At 41.8% G+C, this 22,558-nt stretch carries 17 protein-coding genes and 1 pseudogene; 14 read left to right on the top strand and 4 right to left on the bottom strand.

What is annotated here, in order from left to right; genetic code table 11:
• The first annotated feature begins 78 nt into the window (after positions 1–78).
• From QFZ72_RS24115 to QFZ72_RS24105, 3 genes are read left to right on the top strand one after another with little or no spacing between them, the layout of a single operon-like run.
• Positions 79–825 carry an ABC transporter ATP-binding protein gene (locus QFZ72_RS24115; RefSeq protein ID WP_307438513.1) on the top strand — a complete coding sequence of 249 codons (747 nt, stop codon included), beginning with the start codon at positions 79–81 and terminating at the stop codon, positions 823–825.
• Entirely contained in the window at positions 812–2,041 is a 1,230-nt protein-coding gene (locus tag QFZ72_RS24110; protein WP_307438511.1) for an ABC transporter permease, read from the top strand. Before QFZ72_RS24115 ends, QFZ72_RS24110 begins: the two co-directional genes overlap by 14 nt.
• A 20-nt stretch (positions 2,042–2,061) precedes the next feature.
• Complete coding sequence (locus QFZ72_RS24105) at positions 2,062–2,769, top strand: EcsC family protein (protein ID WP_373464629.1); 708 nt, start codon at positions 2,062–2,064, stop codon at positions 2,767–2,769.
• A gap of 42 nt (positions 2,770–2,811) precedes the next feature.
• On the opposite strand, the gene QFZ72_RS24100 is transcribed toward QFZ72_RS24105, so the two are convergent.
• Positions 2,812–4,020 carry an amidohydrolase gene (locus QFZ72_RS24100; protein WP_373464715.1) on the bottom strand — a complete coding sequence of 403 codons (1,209 nt, stop codon included), beginning with the start codon at positions 4,018–4,020 and terminating at the stop codon, positions 2,812–2,814.
• 123 nt (positions 4,021–4,143) lie between these two features.
• Here QFZ72_RS24100 and QFZ72_RS24095 point away from each other — a divergent pair, with 123 nt between their 5' ends.
• Complete coding sequence (locus tag QFZ72_RS24095; protein ID WP_307438509.1) at positions 4,144–4,794, top strand: phosphatase PAP2 family protein; 651 nt, start codon at positions 4,144–4,146, stop codon at positions 4,792–4,794.
• A 173-nt stretch (positions 4,795–4,967) separates the two neighbouring features.
• Here QFZ72_RS24095 and QFZ72_RS24090 read toward each other — a convergent pair whose 3' ends face one another.
• Together QFZ72_RS24090 and QFZ72_RS24085 are read right to left on the bottom strand one after the other, a co-directional pair.
• Positions 4,968–6,353 (bottom strand): hypothetical protein, encoded by a 1,386-nt coding sequence (locus QFZ72_RS24090; RefSeq protein WP_307438507.1) that lies wholly within the window; start codon positions 6,351–6,353, stop codon positions 4,968–4,970.
• A 257-nt stretch (positions 6,354–6,610) separates the two neighbouring features.
• Complete coding sequence (locus QFZ72_RS24085) at positions 6,611–7,114, bottom strand: antibiotic biosynthesis monooxygenase family protein (RefSeq protein WP_307438505.1); 504 nt, start codon at positions 7,112–7,114, stop codon at positions 6,611–6,613.
• Between the two features lie 136 nt (positions 7,115–7,250).
• Between QFZ72_RS24085 and QFZ72_RS24080 the strand changes: the two genes are divergently transcribed.
• The 8 genes and pseudogenes from QFZ72_RS24080 (at position 7,251) to QFZ72_RS24045 (ending at position 20,364) form a co-directional block, all read left to right on the top strand.
• Entirely contained in the window at positions 7,251–9,392 is a 2,142-nt protein-coding gene (locus QFZ72_RS24080) for a transglycosylase domain-containing protein (RefSeq protein WP_307438503.1), read from the top strand.
• Between the two features lie 774 nt (positions 9,393–10,166).
• Positions 10,167–11,228, top strand: a complete 1,062-nt coding sequence (hemE, locus tag QFZ72_RS24075) for a uroporphyrinogen decarboxylase (RefSeq protein ID WP_307438500.1) — start codon at positions 10,167–10,169, stop codon at positions 11,226–11,228.
• 69 nt (positions 11,229–11,297) lie between these two features.
• Positions 11,298–12,236 (top strand): ferrochelatase, encoded by a 939-nt coding sequence (gene hemH, locus QFZ72_RS24070; protein ID WP_307438498.1) that lies wholly within the window; start codon positions 11,298–11,300, stop codon positions 12,234–12,236.
• A 51-nt stretch (positions 12,237–12,287) separates the two neighbouring features.
• Positions 12,288–13,711: pseudogene (gene hemY, locus QFZ72_RS24065) on the top strand (protoporphyrinogen oxidase).
• Positions 13,712–13,837: 126 nt separating this feature from the next.
• On the top strand, positions 13,838–14,410 hold the full coding sequence (locus QFZ72_RS24060) for a TetR/AcrR family transcriptional regulator (protein ID WP_307438495.1): 573 nt from the start codon (positions 13,838–13,840) through the stop codon (positions 14,408–14,410).
• A 79-nt stretch (positions 14,411–14,489) separates the two neighbouring features.
• A complete protein-coding gene (locus QFZ72_RS24055) occupies positions 14,490–16,841 on the top strand; it encodes a YhgE/Pip domain-containing protein (protein ID WP_307438493.1) in 2,352 nt (783 codons plus the stop codon).
• Between the two features lie 298 nt (positions 16,842–17,139).
• Positions 17,140–18,153 (top strand): LacI family DNA-binding transcriptional regulator, encoded by a 1,014-nt coding sequence (locus QFZ72_RS24050; RefSeq protein WP_307438490.1) that lies wholly within the window; start codon positions 17,140–17,142, stop codon positions 18,151–18,153.
• 156 nt (positions 18,154–18,309) lie between these two features.
• Positions 18,310–20,364: a catalase gene (locus QFZ72_RS24045; RefSeq protein WP_373464628.1), complete on the top strand. Its 2,055-nt coding sequence runs from the start codon at positions 18,310–18,312 to the stop codon at positions 20,362–20,364.
• 106 nt (positions 20,365–20,470) lie between these two features.
• Here the strand turns inward: QFZ72_RS24045 and yhfH are convergent, their stop codons facing one another.
• The gene (yhfH, locus tag QFZ72_RS24040; RefSeq protein ID WP_070879296.1) at positions 20,471–20,605 is read right to left on the bottom strand and encodes a protein YhfH; all 135 of its coding nucleotides are present in this window, start codon (positions 20,603–20,605) and stop codon (positions 20,471–20,473) included.
• A 150-nt stretch (positions 20,606–20,755) separates the two neighbouring features.
• Between yhfH and QFZ72_RS24035 the strand changes: the two genes are divergently transcribed.
• Positions 20,756–21,496: an MBL fold metallo-hydrolase gene (locus QFZ72_RS24035; RefSeq protein WP_307438485.1), complete on the top strand. Its 741-nt coding sequence runs from the start codon at positions 20,756–20,758 to the stop codon at positions 21,494–21,496.
• 12 nt (positions 21,497–21,508) lie between these two features.
• On the top strand, positions 21,509–22,498 hold the full coding sequence (lplA, locus tag QFZ72_RS24030; protein ID WP_307438482.1) for a lipoate--protein ligase: 990 nt from the start codon (positions 21,509–21,511) through the stop codon (positions 22,496–22,498).
• The last annotated feature ends 60 nt before the right edge of the window (positions 22,499–22,558 follow it).

The following is a 22,558-nucleotide window of genomic DNA, read 5'->3' as shown; positions in this document are numbered from 1 at the left end:
AATTGATTATGCATCGTAAATTAGCAAAAGTGCCGCGTGATTTGTTAAAATAAAAGAAAACGGTGAAGGGACGAAAACATGAGCTTATTAAAAGTAAATCACCTGACAGGAGGATACACACGCAATCCTGTCTTAAAAGATATATCGTTTGAAATTGAAAAGCACCAAATTGTCGGTCTGATTGGTTTAAACGGAGCCGGAAAAAGCACAACAATCCGTCATGTGATCGGGTTAATGGAGCCGCATAATGGAGAAATTGCCATTAACGGCATTTCCTTTCACGAGCAGCCGACTGAATACCGAAGCCAATTTTCATTTATTCCTGAAACACCGATTCTTTATGAGGAATTAACGCTTTATGAGCACTTGGAGCTCACGGCGATGGCGTATGGACTTAGTCAGGAAACGTTTAAACAGCGTCTTCACCCATTATTGTCTGAATTCAGAATGGAAAAAAGACTAAAATGGTTTCCAAGTCATTTTTCAAAAGGCATGAAGCAAAAAGTCATGATTATGTGTGCGTTTTTAGTTGAGCCTGAGCTCTACATTATTGACGAGCCATTTGTCGGACTTGATCCGCTCGCTATCAATGCGCTGCTTGAGATGATGAACAAAGCGAAAAAAGACGGAGCGGGAATTTTAATGTCAACACATATTTTAGCAACAGCGGAACGCTACTGTGATGCGTTTATTATTCTGCATAATGGAAAAATCAGAGCAAAAGGGTCGCTTGAGGAGCTCCGGTCGGAGTTTGGAATGAGGGACGCGACGCTTGATGATTTGTATATCCAGCTCACGAAGGAAGATCAAAATGAGCAGCATTGATCAGATATGGAAAACCCGATTAGAGGCTCATCTAAAAGAAGTGCAGTCTTATACAAAATATATGTTTAATGACCATTTAATTTTTGTTCTTGTATTCTTGGGAGCAGGCGGTGCTCTCTCTTATCAGGAGTGGCTGAAATCAATGCCAGATGACTTTCCGGTACTTGCGATATTAACGGCTGTATTTGCTCTGATTATTACGGCATCGAGTGTCCGGACGCTATTAAAAGAACCTGATTTAGTTTTTCTTTTGCCGCTGGAAGAAAAAATGGCCGGCTATTTTCAAAAAGCTCTTGCATACAGTTTCTTTAGTCAGCTGTATGTGTTTTTGATCGCAGCATTAGTGCTCGCACCCATGCTGTTCAGGGCTGAGAGCTTATCCGGGACAGACTACCTGATTATCTGTATTCAAACCCTTCTTGTAAAAGGCTGGAATTTAATGCTGAATTTCAGAATATCCTTTTATACTGAACCGTCAGCAAAAATATATGATTTTATTATCCGTCTGGCAATAAATGCATTAACCATTTTCTTTTTGCTGTCAAAGGCCTATATTTATGTATTCATTATGTATGGAGTTATGGCAGTGCTCTACATTTATTTTCACAAAGCCACTAAAGCAAAAGGAGTTAAATGGGAGAAGCTGATTGACCTGGAGCTTGAGAAAAAGCAGTCCTTCTATAGAATCGCAAACCTCTTTACAGATGTTCCAAAGCTAAAGAAAAAAGCAAAGCGCAGAAAGTATTTAGACGGGCTGCTTGCGTTTGTTAAATACAAACAGGAAAGCATGTACAGTTATTTATATACAAGGGCATTCTTTCGTTCCAATGATTATCTGGGCATCTTTTTGCGTCTGACAATTATCGGGGGAATCGTCCTCTATATTATCCCGACAAATCAGTTTAGTGTGCTCGCGATAGCTATTCTTGTTCTTTATTTAACCGGGATTCAAATGATCGGACTTTATAAGCATTACGACATGCTTGCTCTGCCGGACTTATATCCGGTTCAGCCGCAGTTTAAAAAAGCAAAATTCCTTAAACTCCTGTTTATCATGGTAATATGCCAGCACGTGATATTAACTCTGATCGCTCTGCTTTCGGGGAATATCATCCCTGCTCTGATTCTCTTTGCAGCCGGTTTTATTTTTGTCTATGGGTTTGTTTATCTTTATGTGAAATCAAGGCTGGTGAAAATGGATGCCAGCGTATTCTAGTGTAAAGGCAGCTGATACAGATGATTTATGAAAAACAGCTGGAAGAGGATCTATTTCAGTGGAAAAAGAAATTGCTGAGAAAGTCCTCCATGTTTGAACGTGTTTCTAAAAAAACACAAATGAAGATTAATGAGCACATTCCGGAAAAAGTTCATGCCATCATTACGGAGAGCATTAAAAAGATGGTGCAGGCAACACTTGCGGGATCAAACCTCACAACAAGCGAAAAGAAGCTGGAAGGACTGACACTTGAAGAAAAAGAAAAGAAAGTCAGGCAAACTATCGGCACCTTCCAAAAGACTGCTGCCGTAGAAGGAGCAGGAACCGGGGCCGGCGGAATTTTCGGGTCGGCTGCTGACTTTCCTTTACTCCTTGGCATTAAAATGAAGTGCTTATTTGAAATTGCGACTTTATACGGGTTTGACCCAAAACAATATGAAGAGAGACTGTTTTTACTCTATGTCTTTCAATTGGCTTATTCCAGTGACGAGCATCGAAGAAATACGTTCGAGCTGATTGAAAACTGGGACAAAAGAAAAAATGAACTGAAAGAGATTGACTGGCAAACCTTTCAGCAGGAATACAGAGATCACATCGACCTTGTCAAACTGCTGCAGATCATGCCGGGAATCGGCGCAGTTGTCGGCGGTGTAGCGAACTACCACCTTGTCCGGCATTTAGGTGAAACGGCAATGAATTGTTATCGGCTTCGAATTATGAATAAATGAAAAGAGTGCGATTTTAAATCGCACTCTTTTGGATTCTAATACTTATTTCTCAGCCGAAACAGCATTGTGTTCAGACTGATAAGTCAATAATGCCAAACTGAATGTTTTTGCTGCGATCAGCATAGCTTTTTCATCAATATCGAATTTAGGATGATGGTGAGGATAAGCTGTTTCTGAATAAGTTGGTTTCGCTCCAGTGAAAAAGAACGTGCCTTTAACATGCTGCAGATAATAAGCAAAGTCTTCGCCGCCCATTTGCATTGGGCTTTCTTCGACAATTTGAACACCGGGCACTTTTGAAGCAAGATCTGCAAGCTGCTCTGTTTCCTCGCGGTGATTGACTACAGCGGGGTAGCCTCTCTCAAAATGATATTCGTAGTCAGCGTCATAAAGGGCGCAGGAAGCTTTGACCACACGTTCAATTTCTTCCTCAATCAAAGTTCGCACATCCTCCTCAAAAGTACGGACCGTTCCAATCAGCACCGCAGAATCTGCAATGACATTAAAAGGATTTTCAGCCACAAAGGATCCTACAGAGACGACCGCTGAATGAACTGGATCAACTTTTCTGCTCACAATCTGCTGCAGGTTCAGGACAAGCTGGGAGCCGATAACAACTGCATCTTTCGTTTTATGAGGCTGTGCGCCATGTCCGCCTTTTCCATTAATCGTAATCTGGAACCGATCGGCAGCAGCCATGATAGGGCCCACACGATATTGAATTTTCCCGGTTGGTTCTCCTGCCCATAAATGAGTTCCGAAGATGACATCAACCCCGTCTAAGCAGCCGTCTTCAATCATGGAAACCGCTCCGCCCGGTGCATATTCTTCAGCATGCTGATGAATAAATACTACGCTGCCTTCAAGAGTACTGCTGTGTTTATGTAATATCTTTGCTAGTATAAGTAATGCTGCAGTGTGGCCATCGTGGCCGCAGGCATGTGCTACACCCGGGACAGTCGATTTATAAGGAACATCTTTTTCATCCCCTATAGGAAGAGCGTCAAAATCGGCACGGAGAGCAATGGTCTTTCCAGGCAAATCACCTTTTATAACAGCAACGACTCCGTTTCCGCCTACACCTGTTCTGGCTTCAATGCCAAGCTTGTGATAAAACTCGGCGATGTAGGCTGCCGTTTTGAATTCCTGGAATGAAACCTCCGGATGCATATGAAGGTAGCGTCTGATCTCCACCATTTCTTCAAAACTCGCATCTAAATCTGAACATATGTCAGTGTACAAAAATCTCATCCTTTCTTTTTTAAGACTTATATTCATCAAATCCCTAATAAGATAAAATAAATACAGATATTACAATAAATTCTAGATAAATTGTTTGAAAATTACAAGAATAAAGTTCGGAAGGGGTAAAAGATGAAAAAAAGTTACTTGATTGCATATTTTCTTATTCTTACAGCCGGAATCCTTCTTTCGATGGATACTGCATTTACAAAGCAGGCAGATGCAGCTGCGCGTGAGGCCGTTTCATGGGTTCACAACTCAAATTTCCTGCTTTCTTTTTTAGATGGTATAGGATTCCTTGCTTCGAAAACAGGAATCATAAGCTTACTGGCTCTTGCCGCTATCTTACTAGCACTTTTATATAAGCATATTCTTCAGCCGCTAATGATTGTTTTGGCTGTTTATCTGGGAAACCTTCTGAACAAAGCACTAAAAAGCTTTTTTGGGCGTGAAAGGCCTCTTGAACCCCTGCATATTGAAGAAGGCTTCAGTTTTCCAAGCGGACATGCAATGGTCGGAGTTATTTTCTATGGGTTTTTAATCTATTTGCTTGCAGGGAAAATAGCGTCAGCAGCAGTAAGAAGGTGGCTTTACGCTGCTGTCGGCATTCTGATGCTGCTGATCGGCATGAGCAGAGTTGTCACGAATGCTCATTTTTTATCTGATGTGATTGGCGGATATTTCATTGGTCTGATTTGTTTAATTTTTGTGATTGCGGTCTATGACAAACTGAATGAATTTCTTTTTGCTGCAAGAAGCAAAAAGAGCGGTGTATCTGTTTGAAACAGTTCGGACGCAATTCAAAGAGGCACTCTTTCGGGAGTGCCTCTATTTATATGACGGTCTTTATCTCTGGATGCTGGTCATTTTAAGCTTTGGTGGATAAATTTCGTAAATTCGGTTGATAAAAGTCAATTATAGGTGGATAAATGAACTTGGGACGTTACTTTTTCTATTTATATAAGAAACATAGCCACAATCGTTGTCACAATCAACCCAATGGTCACAGGCAGAATATTTCGTCTTGCGAGTTCAAATGGATCGACTCCGCAAATGGCAGCAGCAGGAATCAGCGCCCATGGAATGAGTGTTCCGCCTCCCACCCAGATGGCTGTGACTTGGCCTAATGCGGTTAAAGTAGCAGCTCCCGTACCAATTGCTGAGGCAAACAAGCTGGCTATTGAGCCTGCAAGCGATATACCTGAAAACCCAGAGCCATCAAGACCTGTAAGCACGCCAACACCAGTCAGTGTAATAGCACCGATTTCTTTTGTTAATGGAACAACAGATGCGAGAGCAACCCCGAGGTCATTGACTATTCCCTGTGAAGTTTTTGGCAAAAAGTCGCCGACAATTTTTATAAATCCGGCATCTCCCAGATAAAAGAAAGCTGCAATTGGAATGACAGGACCAAACACCTTAAAGCCAAACTGAAACCCTTCAATCATGTATCCGGTTGTTTTTTCAAGACTTGCATTTTTATGGGCAAGCAAACAAACGGAAAGCAGAATCACAAGCGCTGTTCCTCCGATTAAAGCTGTTGCATCTCCGCCCTGCAAGTTAAGCTTAATCATTAGAAGAATATCAATCACAAACAATATAGGGATAAACAAGGCCATAAACAGTTTCATCCTGCCTGTCAGCAGCTGCGTTTTTTTCTCAGCAGAGATTGGCATTGTAAGAGAAGGGAAAGACTTTCCAAGCTTCATATCTCTCATTAAGAAGCAATAAGCTGTTAAGGTTGTAACTGTCCCCATCACAATAACGAGCGGAATTGACGCGCTGATTACATCAGTAATCGGAAGACCGGCTGCATCTGAAGTAAGTTTTGGAGCGGCTTGAATGACAAAGTCGCCTGAGAGAGCAATTCCATGGCCGAATAAGTTCATGGCCATTGCTGCCCCTAATGCCGGGAGCCCTGCTTTAATGGCAACAGGAAGCAGTACGGCGCCAATCAGGGCAACAGCGGGCGAAGGCCAGAAAAACCAAGAAATCGTCATCATTAATAGTCCAATTGTCCAGTAGGCAAGCGTTGGATTGCGAATGATTTTCGTAAATGGCGACACCATGGATTCATTGATTCCGGTTATTTCTAAAATCTTGCTCATTGAAACAATGATAGAGATAACAAGGATTGTAGGGAGCAGCTCAGTAATAGCATAAATGAAGCTGTTAAAGACACTTGTAATTGAATGACTCATAGAGTGGCTTGCAACAAAAGAAATGACAATGATTCCAATAATGCTGATCACTGTTGTATCTCTTCTAAAAAGCATAAAGCCTATGATGCTTATAATAAAAAACACATAAAACCAATGTATGAGCGTTAACTCAGCTCCCATAAGTAATCACTCCTGTATATGCCTAAATTCCTGTAATACAGGTTATGTCCGGCATAGCAGGGTGTGATTGTTATTTTATAAAGAATAGGGGGCAGTATTTTAGTAGAATGCTGTCATTTCCAAGGAAATATTGTCACAAGAAAAGCGGAGCCGTTATGACCAGGGAGTTAGGAGGCAGCGCTAGGACTGATGTGTTCAAAAATCTTATGTTTGAAATAAAAAACCCGCGCTAAATGCGAGGGGTTCAATTTTTTCATTTATTCAGATACAGCATGGTAGACTGTAACGTAAGAAGGTCTTGGGAAAATCGTTTTTTGGTCCACACCTTCGCTTGTCCCTCTTTTTTTATGAGCCTGTTCAAAGGATTTTGATTGCTGCCAGTTTTTGAATGAGGATTCATCTTCCCATAGAGTAAGAATGACATATGTATCATCTTTTACAGGTCTAAGGACGCGAATCGCGACGAATCCCGGCTCGCCTTCAATCATTCTGGCCCGTTCTTTGAAGCGCTGTTCAAAGAGAGGCTTTCCTTCATCAGATACAGGGATATTGTTCAGCACAGCATAGCTTCCTTTTTGGAAGTCACCCGCGCCATCAAGAACCTCGTATTTTTTAGGCTCCTTAAAAAGGGAAGGGGCATCGCTTTCATGTAATAGAATCCCTTTATCCTCATTTTGCATAAGAAGCATTTTTTCATTTTGATGTCCAGATGCCGTTTTAGCTAAATAGTCTGCAGTTCCAAATGTGACATAAAAATTCATTTTACATTCACCTCTTTTTGTTTCATTATAACAATGATTGCACAATTATTGCTATTTTCAGCCTCCGTTGTACATATTCATTCCTTTTTTTAACAATAATAAGCTTATCTAAATTAAACGAATTGTAGGTGATGGCATGCGGAAAAAAATCATCCTTTCAGCAACTGTTGCGCTTTCAACAGCTATTATTTCTTTTGCAGTCTACCTGCTTATTTTAGTGATCGGCGATTATTCAATTGATGAGAAAAAGCTAGTTATGGATTCGACAACTACTTTAGTGGATTTAAAAGGCAGCGAGGTCGCAGAGCTGTATTTGCAGAACCGCGAGCCTGTCACGATAAAAGAGATTCCGGCACATGTACGCAATGCATTTATTGCTGTAGAAGATAAACGGTTTTATGAACATAATGGAATTGATATGAAGGCTATAACGAGAGCTTTGTATAAAGATTTGATTGCAGGCCAGAAAGTAGAGGGCGGAAGCACAATTACTCAGCAGCTTGCAAAAAATACGTTTCTCTCTAATGAGAAGTCTCTTTTAAGAAAAACAAAAGAAGCTGCCATCGCCATGAGTCTTGAAAATAAATACAGTAAGAATAAACTGCTTGAAATGTATTTAAATCAGGTGTATTTCGGTCATGGTGCATACGGCATTCAAAGCGCTGCACTTTATTATTTCAATAAGGATGCAAAGGATCTGACGGTCGAAGAAGGAGCAATGCTTGCGGGTCTCCCAAAAGCACCTTCGAATTATTCCCCGATTCTTCATCCTGAAAAAAGCAAAGAGCGCCGTGATACGATTTTAAGTTTGATGGGCGATCAGAATTATCTGACACCTGAAGAAGTCGTCCGCTCACAAGGGAAGACGCTGGGTTTAAACATCTCGGAAGAATCCGAAACGCCGTGGCTTATAACATACATTGATATGGTCATGGACGAAGCAAAAGAAAGATATGCTTTATCTAATGAAGAGTTAATGCGGGGAGGCTATACGGTCACGGTTCCTATAAATACGGAAATGCAGGAAACAGCCTACGAGCTGTTCAAAAAAGAAGAATATTTTCCGGGAACAGATCAGCATGCAGAAGGAGCATTTGTCCTTCTTGATAATAAATCCGGAGGGGTTCTGGCTGCGATCGGAGGCAGAAATTATACACAAAAAGGGTTTAATCGCGTCAATACTAAAAGACAGCCGGGTTCAACTTTTAAGCCGCTTGCCGTATATGCCCCGGCAATGGAGGAAGACGAATTCGGCCCATATTCTCTTCTTGAGGACAAACCGGCTTCATATAACGGGTATCAGCCAAAAAATAATGATCAGCAATATGATGAAGAAGTAACCATGTATGACGCCATTGCTGCTTCTAAAAATGCTCCAGCTGTATGGGCATTAAATGAAATCGGCATTTCAAAAAGCAAGAAGTACCTCGAGAAGTCGGGTCTTTCAATAGAGGATAACGGTCTTTCGATTGCCCTCGGCGGATTAAAGGACGGGGTTTCACCCCTGCAGCTTGCAAATGCCTACAGATCTTTTGCTGAGTATGGAGTTTATAGTGAGCCGTTTGTTATCCAAAAGATAGAGGACCGTGAGTCAAAAAGAATTGGTGAAGTGAAACTAGAGAAAAAGCGTATCTTTTCTTCCCAGACTGCATGGAATATGACGAGGATGCTTCAAGAGGTTGTTGACGACGGAACAGGACAGACAGGTTCGTACGAAGGTGAGCTTGCCGGAAAAACAGGAACAACCTCTTATGTCGATAAAAAAGGCGCTGTGAAAGATGCATGGTTTGTAGGCTACACCCCGAAAGTCTCAGGTGCTCTCTGGATGGGCTACGATAAGACAAATCGGGAGCAGCATTTAACACATGGCAGTTCCTATCCAACGAGACTTTTTAAAGAAATCTTGATGAATACTTCGAAAGATCAGGATGTTGCGTTCAGCCTTCCAAAAGATGCAGAGGATTTGGAAGAACCAATCAGACTGAAAAACCTGGGTGCGGTTGACGCAAAATATACTTTCAAGCCGCTTGGTTTATTCACCGTCACACTGAACTGGGAAGCTCAGGAGGATGACCGTGTCGTCTACAGGATTTATGAAACAATAGGAAATGAGGACAAGCTTGTTGGTTATGTTAAAGGAAAAGATTCATATGAAATCCCTTATTCTAACCTTTTCTCAGAGGCTTCCTATAAAGTTGTTCCTTATAATGAGCAAACTGAACAAGAAGGCAAAGGCTCAAAACCTGTAAAACCAAAACTATTTACATCAGCTCCTTAATAGCAGGCAGTATTTCAGCTTTTATTAGATTTAATTTTGGCAGATGTCTGGTTTTGCGCTAAGCCCTTGAAGGATCTGGCAGTCAAGTCAAAACCGGACTTTTCTGCCGGATCCTTATCTGTCTGTCGGGTCTGACCAGCCGGCTCCGCTTTTCGGTGTTGTCTAGCTCCGCCGCCTAACTCCTCGGTCAGAACAATTCCCCGAAAAAGTCAAACCCGGACTTTTCCGGTGAATTTTTATCTGCCTGTCGGAGCTAAACAGCCGGCTCCGCTTTTCGGTGTTGTCTAGCTCCGCCGCCTAACTCCTCGGTCAGAACAATTCCCCGAAAAAGTCAAACCCGGACTTTTCCGGTGAATTTTTATCTGCCTGTCGGAGCTAAACAGCCGGCTCCGCTTTTCGGTGTTGTCTAGCTCCATCGCCCAGCTCCTCGGCCAGAACGGCTCCGCCAGTATAGGCAAAAAGCGCCTTTCCTGCCGGATCCTTATCTGTCTGCCTGCGCTAAACGGGCGATTCCGCTTTTCGGTGTTGTCTAGCTCCGCCTCCTAACTCCTCGGTCAGAACAAATTCACCGAAAAAGTCAAACCCGGACTTTTCCGGTGAATTTTTATCTGCCTGTCGGAGCTAAACAGTCGGCTCCGCTTTTCGGTTTTTACGTCAATTTTTTGACATTTAATTGTGAAATCTATACAAGCAAGATTGAAACAGTTATAGTGTAAGAAGCAAAAACTTAGGATAGCGTGTTTGTTTTACATAGAAAGGTGGATTTGAGGATTTATGACGGATACAAAGCAGTTTAATGATACATTCCTTAGGGCGTGCAGAGGTGAAAAAACAGATCATGTTCCTGTATGGTATATGAGGCAGGCAGGAAGATCGCAGCCTGAGTACCGTGCTATTAAAGAAAAATACAGTCTGTTTGAGATTACACATCAGCCCGAGCTTTGTGCATATGTCACGAGATTGCCGGTGGAGCAGTATGGTGTAGATGCGGCTATTTTATATAAGGATATCATGACACCGCTTCCATCGATTGGGGTAGATGTAGAAATCAAGTCAGGGATTGGTCCTGTAATAGATAATCCAATTAGATCACTGTCAGACGTTGAAAAGCTTGGCGAAATCGACCCTGAAAGCGACATTCCATATGTACTGGATACGATTAAATTGCTGACAACAGAGCAATTAAATGTTCCATTAATCGGGTTTGCGGGAGCTCCATTTACAATGGCAAGCTACATGATTGAAGGCGGACCGTCTAAAAGCTACAACAAAACAAAAGCATTTATGTACGCAGAGCCGAAAGCTTGGTTTGCGCTTATGGATAAGCTTGCAGACATGACCATCATTTACTTGAAGGCTCAAATTAAAGCAGGGGCAAAGGCGATTCAAATTTTTGATTCATGGGTCGGAGCATTAAATGAATCGGATTATCGTTACTTTATTAAACCTGTAATGGAACGCATTTTCACTTCAATGAAGGAGGAAAATGTTCCGATGATTATGTTTGGTGTGGGAGCAAGTCATCTTGCACATGAATGGCACGACCTGCCGCTTGATGTAGTCGGTCTTGATTGGAGACTGCAAGTAGATCAGGCCCGCTCTATTGGACTGACAAAAACGTTAATGGGAAATCTGGATCCTGCAATCCTTCTTGCGCCTTGGGAAGTGATTGAAGAACGTGCTAAAAACATTCTTGATCAGGGAATGAAGCAGGACGGTTATATTTTTAACCTTGGACATGGTGTTTTCCCTTCTGTCAGTCCGGATGTTCTCAGAAGATTAACAGGTTTTATTCATGATTATACAAAAACTGCCAAGCGCGCGGAGAGCATCTGATTTGGAATATTGCCCTGAGTAAGGCAAAATAAGACTAGATCTTATAACTAACCAAAGAGGAGTAGGAAAATGACAAAGAAAACAATGGGTCTGCTCGTTATGGCATACGGAACACCATATAAAGAGGAAGACATTGAACGCTATTACACACATATTAGACACGGCCGTCCGCCTGCTCCTGAAATGCTGCAGGATTTAAAGGACCGCTACGAGGCAATTGGCGGCATTTCTCCTCTTGCTAAAATTACATTGGATCAAGCCAAGTCCCTTGAAGAACATTTAAATGCTGTTCAGGATGAAGTGCAATTTAAAATGTACCTGGGACTTAAACATATTGAGCCTTTCGTTGAAGATGCTGTGAAGCAAATGAAAGAAGATGGCATTGAAGAAGCCGTCAGCATCGTGCTTGCGCCTCATTTCTCAACTTTCAGCATCAAATCATATAATGGGCGGGCAAAGCAGGAAGCAGAAAATCTGGGCGGACTAGAGATTACATCTGTTGAGAGCTGGTATAAAGAGCCTAAATTTATCGATTACTGGACGAAAAAAGTAAAAGAAACATATACATCAATGACCTCAAAAGAACGAGAAAAAGCTGTTTTAATTGTATCTGCACACAGCCTGCCTGAAAAGATTATTGCAGCCGGAGATCCATATCCTAATCAGCTTAAGGAAACAGCTGATCTGATTGCAGAAGCTGCAGGCATTGAAAACTATGAAGTCGGCTGGCAAAGTGCGGGAAATACACCTGAACCTTGGCTTGGACCAGATGTACAGGACTTAACAAGAGATCTATATGAACAAAAAGGATACCGCACGTTTGTCTATATACCAGTAGGTTTCGTTGCAGATCATCTAGAGGTTTTATTTGATAATGATTATGAATGTAAAGTTGTTGCAGACGAACTTGGCGCCAAGTATTACAGACCGGAAATGCCAAATGCCAAAGACGAATTCATCGACTGTCTGGCAACGGTTGTTTTAAAAGAACTATCTATGAAAAAGTAAGGCTCTTTCTGTGGAGAGTCCAAAAGTAAACAAAAAAGAAGGCGATAAACAATGACTGACAAGAAAAAGAAAGTTGTCATCATTGGCGGAGGGATAACTGGATTATCCGCGGCATTTTACTTGCAAAAAGAAATACAGGAAAACAACCTGCAGGCAGAGTCAATCATGATTGAAGCAAGTCCAAGACTTGGCGGTAAAATTCAGACAGTCCATAAAGATGGATTTATCATTGAACGCGGACCTGATTCGTTTCTAGAAAGAAAAGCAAGTGCACCGCAGTTTGTTAAAGATGTTGGACTCCAGTCAGAGCTTGTAAACAATGCAACAGGACGATCATATGTCCTTGCAGGAGATCGGCTGCATCCAATACCTGCAGGCGCCGTAATGGGAATCCCTACACAAATCCTTCCATTTGTTACGACAGGGTTATTTTCCATTCTGGGGAAAGCAAGAGCTGCCGGCGATTTTATCCTTCCTGCGAAACGGGAAACGGGTGATCAATCACTGGGTCATTTTTTTAGAAGACGTCTTGGGAATGAAGTTGTAGAAAATCTGATCGAACCTCTCCTTTCAGGGATATATGCAGGGGATATAGACAAGCTGAGTTTACTGTCAACTTTTCCGCAATTTCATAAAGTGGAGCAGGATCACCGCAGCTTGATACTTGGTATGAAAAAAGGACTGCCTGCATCGAACCAAAAACATGAACCAGCCCGAAAAAAAGGTATTTTTCAAACCGTAAAAGGCGGACTGCAGAGTTTGGTGGATGCCGCAGAAAGCAAGCTTACAGATACAAAGATTTTAAAAGGCGTTAAAGTAGAAAGCATTGCAAAAACTACCGCTGGATATATTCTCCGGTTAAGCAATGGGGAGATTATTGAAGCTGATTCCCTTATCATTACAACTCCTCATCACCAGACCGCGAACATGCTGCCTGATAAAGAAAATTATCAATATTTGCAGGAAATGCCCTCAACATCGGTCGCTACTGTTGCCATGGCTTTCCCTGAAGAAGACGTTGATATTGCAGGGAATGGCACAGGATTTGTTATTTCCAGAAATGGTGATTACACGATTACTGCATGTACATGGACTCACCGAAAATGGCCTCATACGGTACCGGAAGGCAAAGCGCTGATCCGGGCATATGTAGGAAAAGCTGGCGATCAGGCGATTGTGGAGCAGCCTGATCATGAAATTATTGCCGCTGTTTTAGAAGATTTAAACAAAATCATGAAGATTGATAAAAAACCGGATTTCACCGTCGTTTCAAGATGGAAAGAAGCGATGCCGCAATATAACGTCGGTCATCAGGAAGAAATTCTTGAGGTTTGAAAACCAAAATCATGAATTCATATCCAGGAATGTTTTTAGCCGGTGCTTCCTTTTCCGGTGTAGGAATCCCAGATTGTATTGATCAGGGAAAAATGGCTGTAGCTAATGCATTGGACTACCTTAAAAAGGCAACTCTTTAATAGAGAGTTGTTTTTTTGATGATTCATTTATTTAAATCTTGATTGTGGGGAAGTCATGTGATATATTTATTCCTGTACTAATTGACCAAAATTGTCATTTGGTCATTCTGGATGGAGGTTAGGCAGTTGAGCATTGATCGAAAACATTTGATTGTGGAGGCTGCAAAGAGGTCGTTTACACAATTTGGTTATAAGGCTACAACAATGGACTCTGTCGCAAAGCTTGCCAACGTGGGCAAAGGGACCATCTACACTTTTTTCAAAAACAAGGAAGAACTTTTTGATGAAATTGTTACTACGCTTCTTGCTGAAATGAAAATAGAAGCAGAAAAAGCAATGGATGATGATCTGCCTTTTTTCGAAAATGTACATCGTGCTCTTTACAGCCTGCTTGAATTTCGGAAAAAACATCAATTCACGATCAAGATCTTTCAAGAAAGTACAGATGTTGGTACTCCTGCCGTCCAGGAGGTTGTGCAGCGCCTTGAGAAAATGATTCTGCTATTTATTGCAACAAAGATAGAAGCTGCAATTGCAAAAGGCGAGCTCCGGGAATGCAATCCTGAAGTAACGGCATTCGTCATGGTAAAGCTTTACATTTCCCTTATATTCGATTGGGAAAAAAATCACGAACCGCTCGAAAAAGCGGAAATAGCAGATCTTTTTCAGCTTTACTTATTAAAGGGATTGTCAAAATAGATGGTCCTCATTTTTTTAAACAGAATTGACCAAATGAACAAATTGGTCAATTTGTATATTTATAGGAGGAGATTTTTGAATGAGCTTAATAGCGAAAGAATGGAAAGCCTTAGTTTCCAACAAAAAAGTTTTAATTCCTGTACTTGCTGTTTTATTTATTCCGCTGATGTACGCCGGAATGTTCCTTTGGGCTTTTTGGGATCCATATGAACAATTAGATCAGCTGCCGGTTGCAGTGGTAAATGAAGACACTGGGGCAGACTACGAAGGAACTGATTTGAAGATTGGGTCAGAGCTGGTTGATAATTTGAGGGACAATCCAAAGTTCAAATGGGATTTTGTCTCAAAGGATGAAGCAGTAAGAGGCCTTGAAAATGAACAATATTATATGATGATTGAAATTCCTGAGGACTTTTCTAAGAACGCAACAACTCTAATGGATGAAAACCCTCAGTCACTTGAATTAAAATACGTACCGAATGAAGGCTTTAACTTTTTATCAGGGCAGATTGGCGGAACAGCTGTTGCTCAAATAAAAGAAGAAGTCTCAAATACGATTACGAAAACCTATGCAGAGAGTATTTTTGAAAACATCGACAAGCTTGCAGATGGTATTGGTCAGGCTAGTGACGGTGCGAGCGAGATTAATAACGGTGTAGGCGAATTGAAAGACGGATCAGGCAAACTGAAGGAAAACCTTCAACTTTTGGCTGAGAAATCAATCAGCTTTAAAGATGGGCTGAATAGTGCATCAGCTGGATCAAAGGAATTGACAAATGGCATTAAAAGCTTGGACAGCGGACTTGGTCAGCTTCAGGACGGCGGAAAGCAGCTTCAGGGCGGCTCTGCTGAAGCTGAAGCAGGAACCGTTAAGCTGAACGAAGGATTAGGTACATCTCTCGCAGGCATGAAAAAGCTGCAGGAATCAGCTCCACAGTTAACAGACGGTTCAGCGAAGCTTAGCGCAGGTGCGGGAGAACTGTCTGGCGGTTTAAATCAGCTGGCTGACGGAGGCAAAGCATTATCAGCCGGTGCAGGAGATCTCTCAACCGGTTTAAATGAACTTTCGAGCGGAAATCAGGCTGCACATGCAGGAGCTGCTGAATTATCAGCCGGGTTATCTAGTTTGAATGATCAGTTAGCCGTTATGCTTCCTCAAATTGAAAAGCTTCCTTTGCCTGAAGCTGAAAAACAAAAATTAATTGAGGCAGCAAAGGGTGTAAATCAATTATCAGAAGGAAGCAAGCAGCTTGAGAGCAGTCTTGGACAGCTTTCAGCAGGAGCTCAAAAGGCTGAAGCAGGCGCATCAACACTTTCCGAAAAATCTATGGCTCTTTCAAAAGGTGCTTCTGATTTGAGCACCGGCGCCGCTGCCCTTTCAGAAAAATCCGGGCAGCTTGCAGCAGGGCAAAAACAGGTTGAAACTGCAATAGATAAGCTTGTTGCAGGTCAAGAAGCTTTATACGATGGTTCAGGCAAGCTTTTAACCGGCCAGCAAAAGCTTACAAACGGATTAGAAACATATAATCAGAAATTCGCCGAAGCAAAAGCAGGATCTGCCAAGCTTGCAGCAGGCAGCGGTGAACTCAACTCAGGAATTTCGAAACTTGCAGATGGATCATCCGCCCTTCAAGACGGTACGAATCAGCTTGCAGACGGTGCCGGCAAAGTAGATGAAGGTGTTGGCAAACTGTCAGAAGGAACAGGTGAGCTATCATCTAAACTTGGAGAAGCTGCAGAAGAGACAAAAGACACTGGCACTTCAGATAAGACGTACGACATGATTTCCGATCCTGTAAAAGTGAAAGATGAAAAAGTAAATGCGGTTCCTAACTATGGAACAGGCTTCGCACCTTACTTTTTGTCACTTGGTTTATTTGTTGGGGCATTGCTGCTTTCAATTGTATTCCCATTGAGACAGGCGGCTGGCGAACCTAAAAGTGCTATCGGCTGGTTTATGAGCAAGTTCGGCATTCTCGCAGTCATTGGCGTGATTCAGGCATTGCTTGCAGATGCGGTCTTATTATATGGATTAAACATTGAAGTACAAAGTGTTCCATATTTTATCCTGTTCAGTATTATTACGAGTCTGACATTTATTACACTTGTACAATTCTTAGTTACAACATTAGGTGATCCGGGAAGATTTGCTGCGATCATCATTCTGATTTTACAGCTTACAACAAGCGCAGGAACATTCCCGCTTGAACTGATTCCAAATGCGCTGCAGATTTTTAACGCATGGCTGCCGATGACCTACTCAGTCTCAGGCTTCAAAGCAGTCATCTCATCTGGTGACTTCGCCTTCATGTGGCAGCAGGCAGGAATCTTGGCTGTCTTTATCGGTGCTATGATGATAGGTACTATTGTTTATTTCTTCTTTGCTTTAAGAAAGAATAAAAGTGAAGAATTAGAAGAGGCCGCTTCCTAATGAAAAAACGTCTAAAGCGATATGCTTTAGGCGTTTTTTTCTGGAAATATTCAGAGGGATCTGCGAGCACAAATGCTTTTTGTATTGAAAAGTGCCGGTTAGAGGGCAGCATCTGTTTTTAAACAAATCATTTAAAAGGGTTAAGAAGAAGTCAATGAATAATTATTAAACGATAAGTGCAGAAACAATCAATCTTTTTATATATTGAAAGCCCTTACATTTTAAAATATAATGGGAGATGAGAACGATTTCATTTTTATAGGGACACCATTCGTTCGCGAGATGAGGGGGAAAGCAAGTGTCTACAATTGAGGATGTTGCCAGACTTGCAGGACTGTCAAGGACCACGGTATCACGAGTCATCAACAACCATCCGTATGTATCTGAATCTAAAAAAAGGGTTGTATTAGAAGCGATGGAAGAGCTTGGTTATGTGCCTAATTCTTCTGCCAGAAGTCTTCGCAATCAAAAAACTGAAATTATAGCTGTGTTTATTCCAAGAGTTCTTAATCCTTTTTTCAGCCAGTTCATTGAGTCATTGGAGATTGCTTCGTCTGAAAGAAACTATCAGCTGATTGTCTGCCAGACACAATATTCCAAAACTAAAGAACTTAAATATTTAAACCTGCTTAAAACAAAACAGGTTGATGGCGTCATCCTTGCATCCCTTGAAAATGACTGGAGTAAAATCGAACCGTATATGGAGTACGGCCCAATCGTATTATGCAATGAGTTTGAAGAGAATGCAAAAGTCCCTATGATCCGATTAGATCAGGCATTTGGAGGCTACATAGCGACAAAGCACTTGATTGATCAGGGACACAGACATATTGCTTATTGCTGCGGAGGCCACAGAAGCAATGTTGCAAAAGATCGGGAAAGAGGATTTAAACAAGCCTTAGCAGAAGCAGGACTGCCTTTTGACGAAAAAGCAGCGTTCAGGGACGCCTTTAATATTGAAGACGGGAAGAGGGTTTTCCATGAATTAAAAGAGCTGAAGGAGAAGCCTACAGCTGTTTTTACTGGTGCTGATGAAGTAGCAGCAGGAATCATTTCTGAAGCAAAGAAGAATGGATGGAACGTTCCGGAGGAGCTTGCCGTCGTAGGCTTTGATAACCAGGCGATTACTGAACTGCTTGATCCAATGATTACAACAGTTCAGCAGCCAGTTGGAGAAATGGCTAAAAAAGCAATGGATGTGATGATTGATAAAATCAACAGGAAAATCTATCATTCTCATGAAATTTATCAGTTTCCTCTGAAGCTTATCGTCAGGGATTCGACAGTGATCAAAAACTTGGCGAAAGTTTAGCTGGTAAATAACAATCTCGAATAGAGCACTTACAGGACACTGATTAAAGCAGTGTCTTTTTTGATGGATGGAGAATAACCTAAGGAGGGTTTCAATGTCGAAAATATGTGGTAATTCAATAGAGTAAATATAATAGAACGGAAGGAATGAATCCAATTGGACAAGCATTCTAAAAATAGCAAGGACGAACAGTTAGAAGCCTACCGGGTGGATGATACGGGGAAAAAGCTGACAACGAATCAGGGGCTGCGTGTTTCAGATGATGAGCATTCTTTGAAAGCGGGTGTCAGGGGCCCAACATTAATGGAAGATTTTCATTTCAGGGAAAAGATGACTCATTTCGATCATGAGCGCATTCCTGAACGAATTGTGCATGCTATGGGCTACGGGGCTCATGGTTATTTTCAGGTTTACGAGCCGATGAAAGAGTTCACAAAAGCTAAATTTCTTCAGGATCCATCTGTTAAAACCCCTGTATTTGTCCGTTTTTCAACGGTGGCGGGCTCCAGGGGTTCAGGTGATACAGTAAGGGATGTAAGGGGATTTGCAACGAAGTTTTATACGGAAGAAGGAAATTATGATCTAGTCGGAAATAACATTCCGGTTTTCTTCATTCAGGATGCGATTAAGTTTCCGGATTTGGTACACGCATTAAAACCTGAACCGCATAATGAAATGCCTCAGGCGTCTACTGCTCACGATACGTTCTGGGATTTCATTGCTAACAATCAGGAATCAGCACATATGATTATGTGGGCAATGTCAGACAGGGCAATCCCGCGAAGCTACCGGATGATGGAGGGATTTGGCGTACATACATTCAGATTTGTAAATGAGGAAGGAAAGGGACGTTTTGTTAAATTCCACTGGAAGCCGAAGCTTGGTGTTCATTCTCTTGTCTGGGATGAAGCTCAAAAGCTTGCAGGAAAAGACCCTGATTTTCATAGACGGGATCTCTATGAAGCTATCGAAAATGGTGACTATCCTGAGTACGAGCTTGGTGTTCAAATGATAGAAGAAGAGGATGAATTTAACTTCGACTTTGACATTCTCGATCCGACAAAACTATGGCCGGAGGAAATCATTCCGGTAAAATTGATTGGAAAAATGAAACTGGACCGCAATCAGGATAACGTGTTTGCCGAAACAGAGCAGGTTGCCTTCCATCCGGGCAGTGTAGTGCCGGGCATTGATTTTTCAAATGATCCTTTGCTTCAGGGGCGTTTATTTTCATATACAGATACACAGCTCTCAAGACTTGGAGGTCCAAACTTCCATGAGCTTCCGATTAATCGTCCCGTCTGTCCGTTCCATAACAACCAAAGAGACGGCATGCACCGTATGGCGATCAATCGCGGTCAGACAGCTTATCACAAAAATTCGCTTGCTCAAAATGACCCTCATCCCGCTGCAGAGGAAGAAGGCGGCTATGTCCATTATCAGGAAAAGGTAGAGGGAAGTAAAATCCGTCAGCGCAGTGAAAGCTTTAAGGATCATTTTTCACAGGCTAAGCTGTTCTGGAACAGCATGACAGAAATTGAAAAGCAGCACATGACTGCAGCCTTCCGCTTTGAGCTTGGAAAAGTGAAGAGCAAAGATGTTCAGCAGCAGGTTGTAGACATGATCAGTGCCATAGATAGGAGGCTTGCAGAAGAAGTCGCAGCCGGCATTGGGGCTGCCGTCAATAAGGATACTTCAGAGTCAGGTGTAACGAACTCATCCCCTGCACTCAGTCAGGAAAAAACAATAAAAGTTCCGGATACACGCAAAGTAGCTGTTCTAGTTGAGGACGGATACAATGCTTCTCAACTAAATCCATTCTTAAGTGCTTTGGAAGCAGCAGGTATGACGCCAGAAGTGGTCAGTCACACCCTGAGCCCGCTTAAAAGTGATGACGGTCACGAGCTTGAAGTGGATCATACTTTCCTAACCAGTGATTCCGTTTTATTTGACTCCATTTACGTTGCAGGAGGTGCTAAAAGCAGGGACCTCTTATTGCAGAAAAAAGAAGCGATTGCATTCTTGAAAGAAGGCTTCAGCCATTTCAAAGCGATTGGGGCAGCATATGAAGCTGCCGAGATTCTAGAGGCAGCAGGAATTGGCAATGGTTCAGGCGTAGTAGTAGCTGAAGATGCAGAAAAAGCTGCGACTTTCTCTGATGCATTTATTGCAGCTGCAGCCGAGCATCGCCACTGGGACAGAGAAGTTTAGAATAGCGGAGGAGACACTGAAAAATCAGTGTCTTTTTTTGCATAAAAAAAGAGAAAGAACGCAAGGTTCTTTCTATAAATATAGGTATTGTTAGGATGAACGAAGGTTAAATGTGATTAATTTTCATGCATTTATCGCATGTATTGCCATAACACTCATGCTGTTCTTCAATTTTATCCCCGCACTCCAAGCACTTCTTTGCAGGCAGGTTTTTGAAAAATTCAGTCATTTTAACTAACATTGGTATCCCCTCCAAGTTGTTGTTAATGTCATTGTATTATAACAGATGATGACATGTCAACATCTGTTTTGTAACAATATCATAAAACATGCAATTTTTTATAAAAATGGGTATATTGAGAGGTAGGAATATAAATAAAGGAGGATTGTAATGAAGGTAACAGTTGTTGGTTTTTGGGGCGGTTATCCTGCTGTTAATGAGGCGTCATCAGGATATCTTTTTGAATCTGACGGGTTTAGGCTGCTTGTAGACTGCGGAAGTGCTGTTTTATCAAAGCTGCAGAATTATGTGAAGCCTGAAGAGCTTGATGCTGTCATTCTTTCCCACTATCACCATGACCATATTTCAGATGTGGGACCTCTGCAATTTGCAAGGCTGATTGCTGCGTATTTAAAAAAGAGCAATAAAGCACTGCCGATCTATGGACATGCTGTCGATCAGAAGGAATTTGCAAGACTTACATATAAAGACGCAACAATAGGGAAGGCTTATAATCCTAATGAACAGATTCAAATCGGTCCTTTCACCATTCGTTTTTTAAAAACAAAGCATCCGGTTGACTGCTTTGCAATGAGGATTTCTGATGGTGTTTCAGAAGTCGTTTATACAGCTGATTCAAGCTTCACCCAGGAGTTTATTCCCTTTTCGGAAAATGCAGACCTGCTTCTTTGCGAGTGCAATTTTTACGGTGAGATGGATGGGTCAGGTGCAGGCCATATGAATAGCTTCGATGCAGCAAACCTGGCGAACCGTGCTTCCGTAAAGGAATTAATACTTACTCATTTGCCGCATTTCGGTAATCATTTGGACTTAGTTGCAGAAGCCAAGACCATTTATAAAGGCCCTGTCCGCCTTGCTGCTTCCGGCTTACAGTGGACTCAGGAAAATTAGGAGGAACAAAAAATGCTATTTATCGATAATCAAGGGATTACCGATCCAAGAATAAATCTGGCGATCGAAGAGTATTGCCTGAAAAATTTAGATCCTGAACAAACTTACCTGCTTTTCTATATTAATGAACCTTCGATCATCATTGGGAAGAATCAAAATACAATAGAAGAAATTAATACGAAATATGTAGAAGATCAAGGGCTGCATGTTGTCCGCAGATTATCGGGGGGCGGAGCGGTTTACCACGATCTTGGAAACTTGAATTTCAGCTTTATTACGAAAGACGATGGAGACAGCTTTCACAATTTCAAAAAATTCACTGAACCTGTGACCCGTGCATTAAAACGTCTTGGAGTAGATGCAGAGCTTAGCGGAAGGAATGATATTTTAGCTGAAGGCAGAAAAATATCCGGCAACGCTCAGTTCTTGGCGAGAGGCAGAATGTTCAGCCATGGCACACTCCTGTTAGATTCAGAGATGGAGAATGTTGTTTCCGCTTTAAAGGTGAAAAAAGACAAGATTGAATCCAAAGGCATAAAATCGATTCGCAGCAGGGTAGCAAACATCAGCGAATTTCTTGAAGAAAAAATCACGATTGAACAATTCAGAGAAATCATTCTCCGTTATATCTTTGATACAGATGGCGAAATTCCCCAGTATAAACTGACAGATTCTGATTGGGAAAAGATCAATGAACTCTCAAAAGAACGCTATCAAAACTGGAACTGGAATTACGGCAAATCGCCAGCCTTTAATCTTCAGCACTCAAACCGTTTTCCTATCGGCCAAATTGATATCCGTCTGGAAGTTCAAAAAGGCAGGATTGAAAACTGCAAAATTTTCGGGGATTTCTTTGGAGTCGGAGATATTGAAGAAATTGAAAACGGCTTAAAAGGTCTGCAATATGATCGTTCATCAATTGAAATGGCTCTCAAGGATGTTGATATCAAACACTATTTTGGAAACGTGGAAAAAGATCAATTTATCGAGCTGCTGTATTAATGCAAGTAAGGGATGTCCGAAAAATCGGGCATCTTTTTTTTGAAATAATTTAGGCGAGCA

The sequence above is a fragment of the Bacillus sp. V2I10 genome (assembly GCF_030817055.1).
Taxonomy (GTDB): domain Bacteria; phylum Bacillota; class Bacilli; order Bacillales; family Bacillaceae; genus Bacillus_P.
This window is presented reverse-complemented; position numbering and strand designations above follow the sequence as displayed.

Bases quoted from the DNA above. Each gene is read 5' to 3' on its own strand.
- QFZ72_RS24115 (WP_307438513.1), top strand. From the start codon at position 79: ATGAGCTTATTAAAAGTAAATCACCTGACAGGAGGATACACACGCAAT.
- QFZ72_RS24110 (WP_307438511.1), top strand. From the start codon at position 812: ATGAGCAGCATTGATCAGATATGGAAAACCCGATTAGAGGCTCATCTA.
- QFZ72_RS24105 (WP_373464629.1), top strand. From the start codon at position 2,062: ATGATTTATGAAAAACAGCTGGAAGAGGATCTATTTCAGTGGAAAAAG.
- QFZ72_RS24100 (WP_373464715.1), bottom strand. From the start codon at position 4,020: ATGAGATTTTTGTACACTGACATATGTTCAGATTTAGATGCGAGTTTT.
- QFZ72_RS24095 (WP_307438509.1), top strand. From the start codon at position 4,144: ATGAAAAAAAGTTACTTGATTGCATATTTTCTTATTCTTACAGCCGGA.
- QFZ72_RS24090 (WP_307438507.1), bottom strand. From the start codon at position 6,353: ATGGGAGCTGAGTTAACGCTCATACATTGGTTTTATGTGTTTTTTATT.
- QFZ72_RS24085 (WP_307438505.1), bottom strand. From the start codon at position 7,114: ATGAATTTTTATGTCACATTTGGAACTGCAGACTATTTAGCTAAAACG.
- QFZ72_RS24080 (WP_307438503.1), top strand. From the start codon at position 7,251: ATGCGGAAAAAAATCATCCTTTCAGCAACTGTTGCGCTTTCAACAGCT.
- hemE (WP_307438500.1), top strand. From the start codon at position 10,167: ATGACGGATACAAAGCAGTTTAATGATACATTCCTTAGGGCGTGCAGA.
- hemH (WP_307438498.1), top strand. From the start codon at position 11,298: ATGACAAAGAAAACAATGGGTCTGCTCGTTATGGCATACGGAACACCA.
- QFZ72_RS24055 (WP_307438493.1), top strand. From the start codon at position 14,490: ATGAGCTTAATAGCGAAAGAATGGAAAGCCTTAGTTTCCAACAAAAAA.
- yhfH (WP_070879296.1), bottom strand. From the start codon at position 20,605: ATGTTAGTTAAAATGACTGAATTTTTCAAAAACCTGCCTGCAAAGAAG.
- QFZ72_RS24035 (WP_307438485.1), top strand. From the start codon at position 20,756: ATGAAGGTAACAGTTGTTGGTTTTTGGGGCGGTTATCCTGCTGTTAAT.
- lplA (WP_307438482.1), top strand. From the start codon at position 21,509: ATGCTATTTATCGATAATCAAGGGATTACCGATCCAAGAATAAATCTG.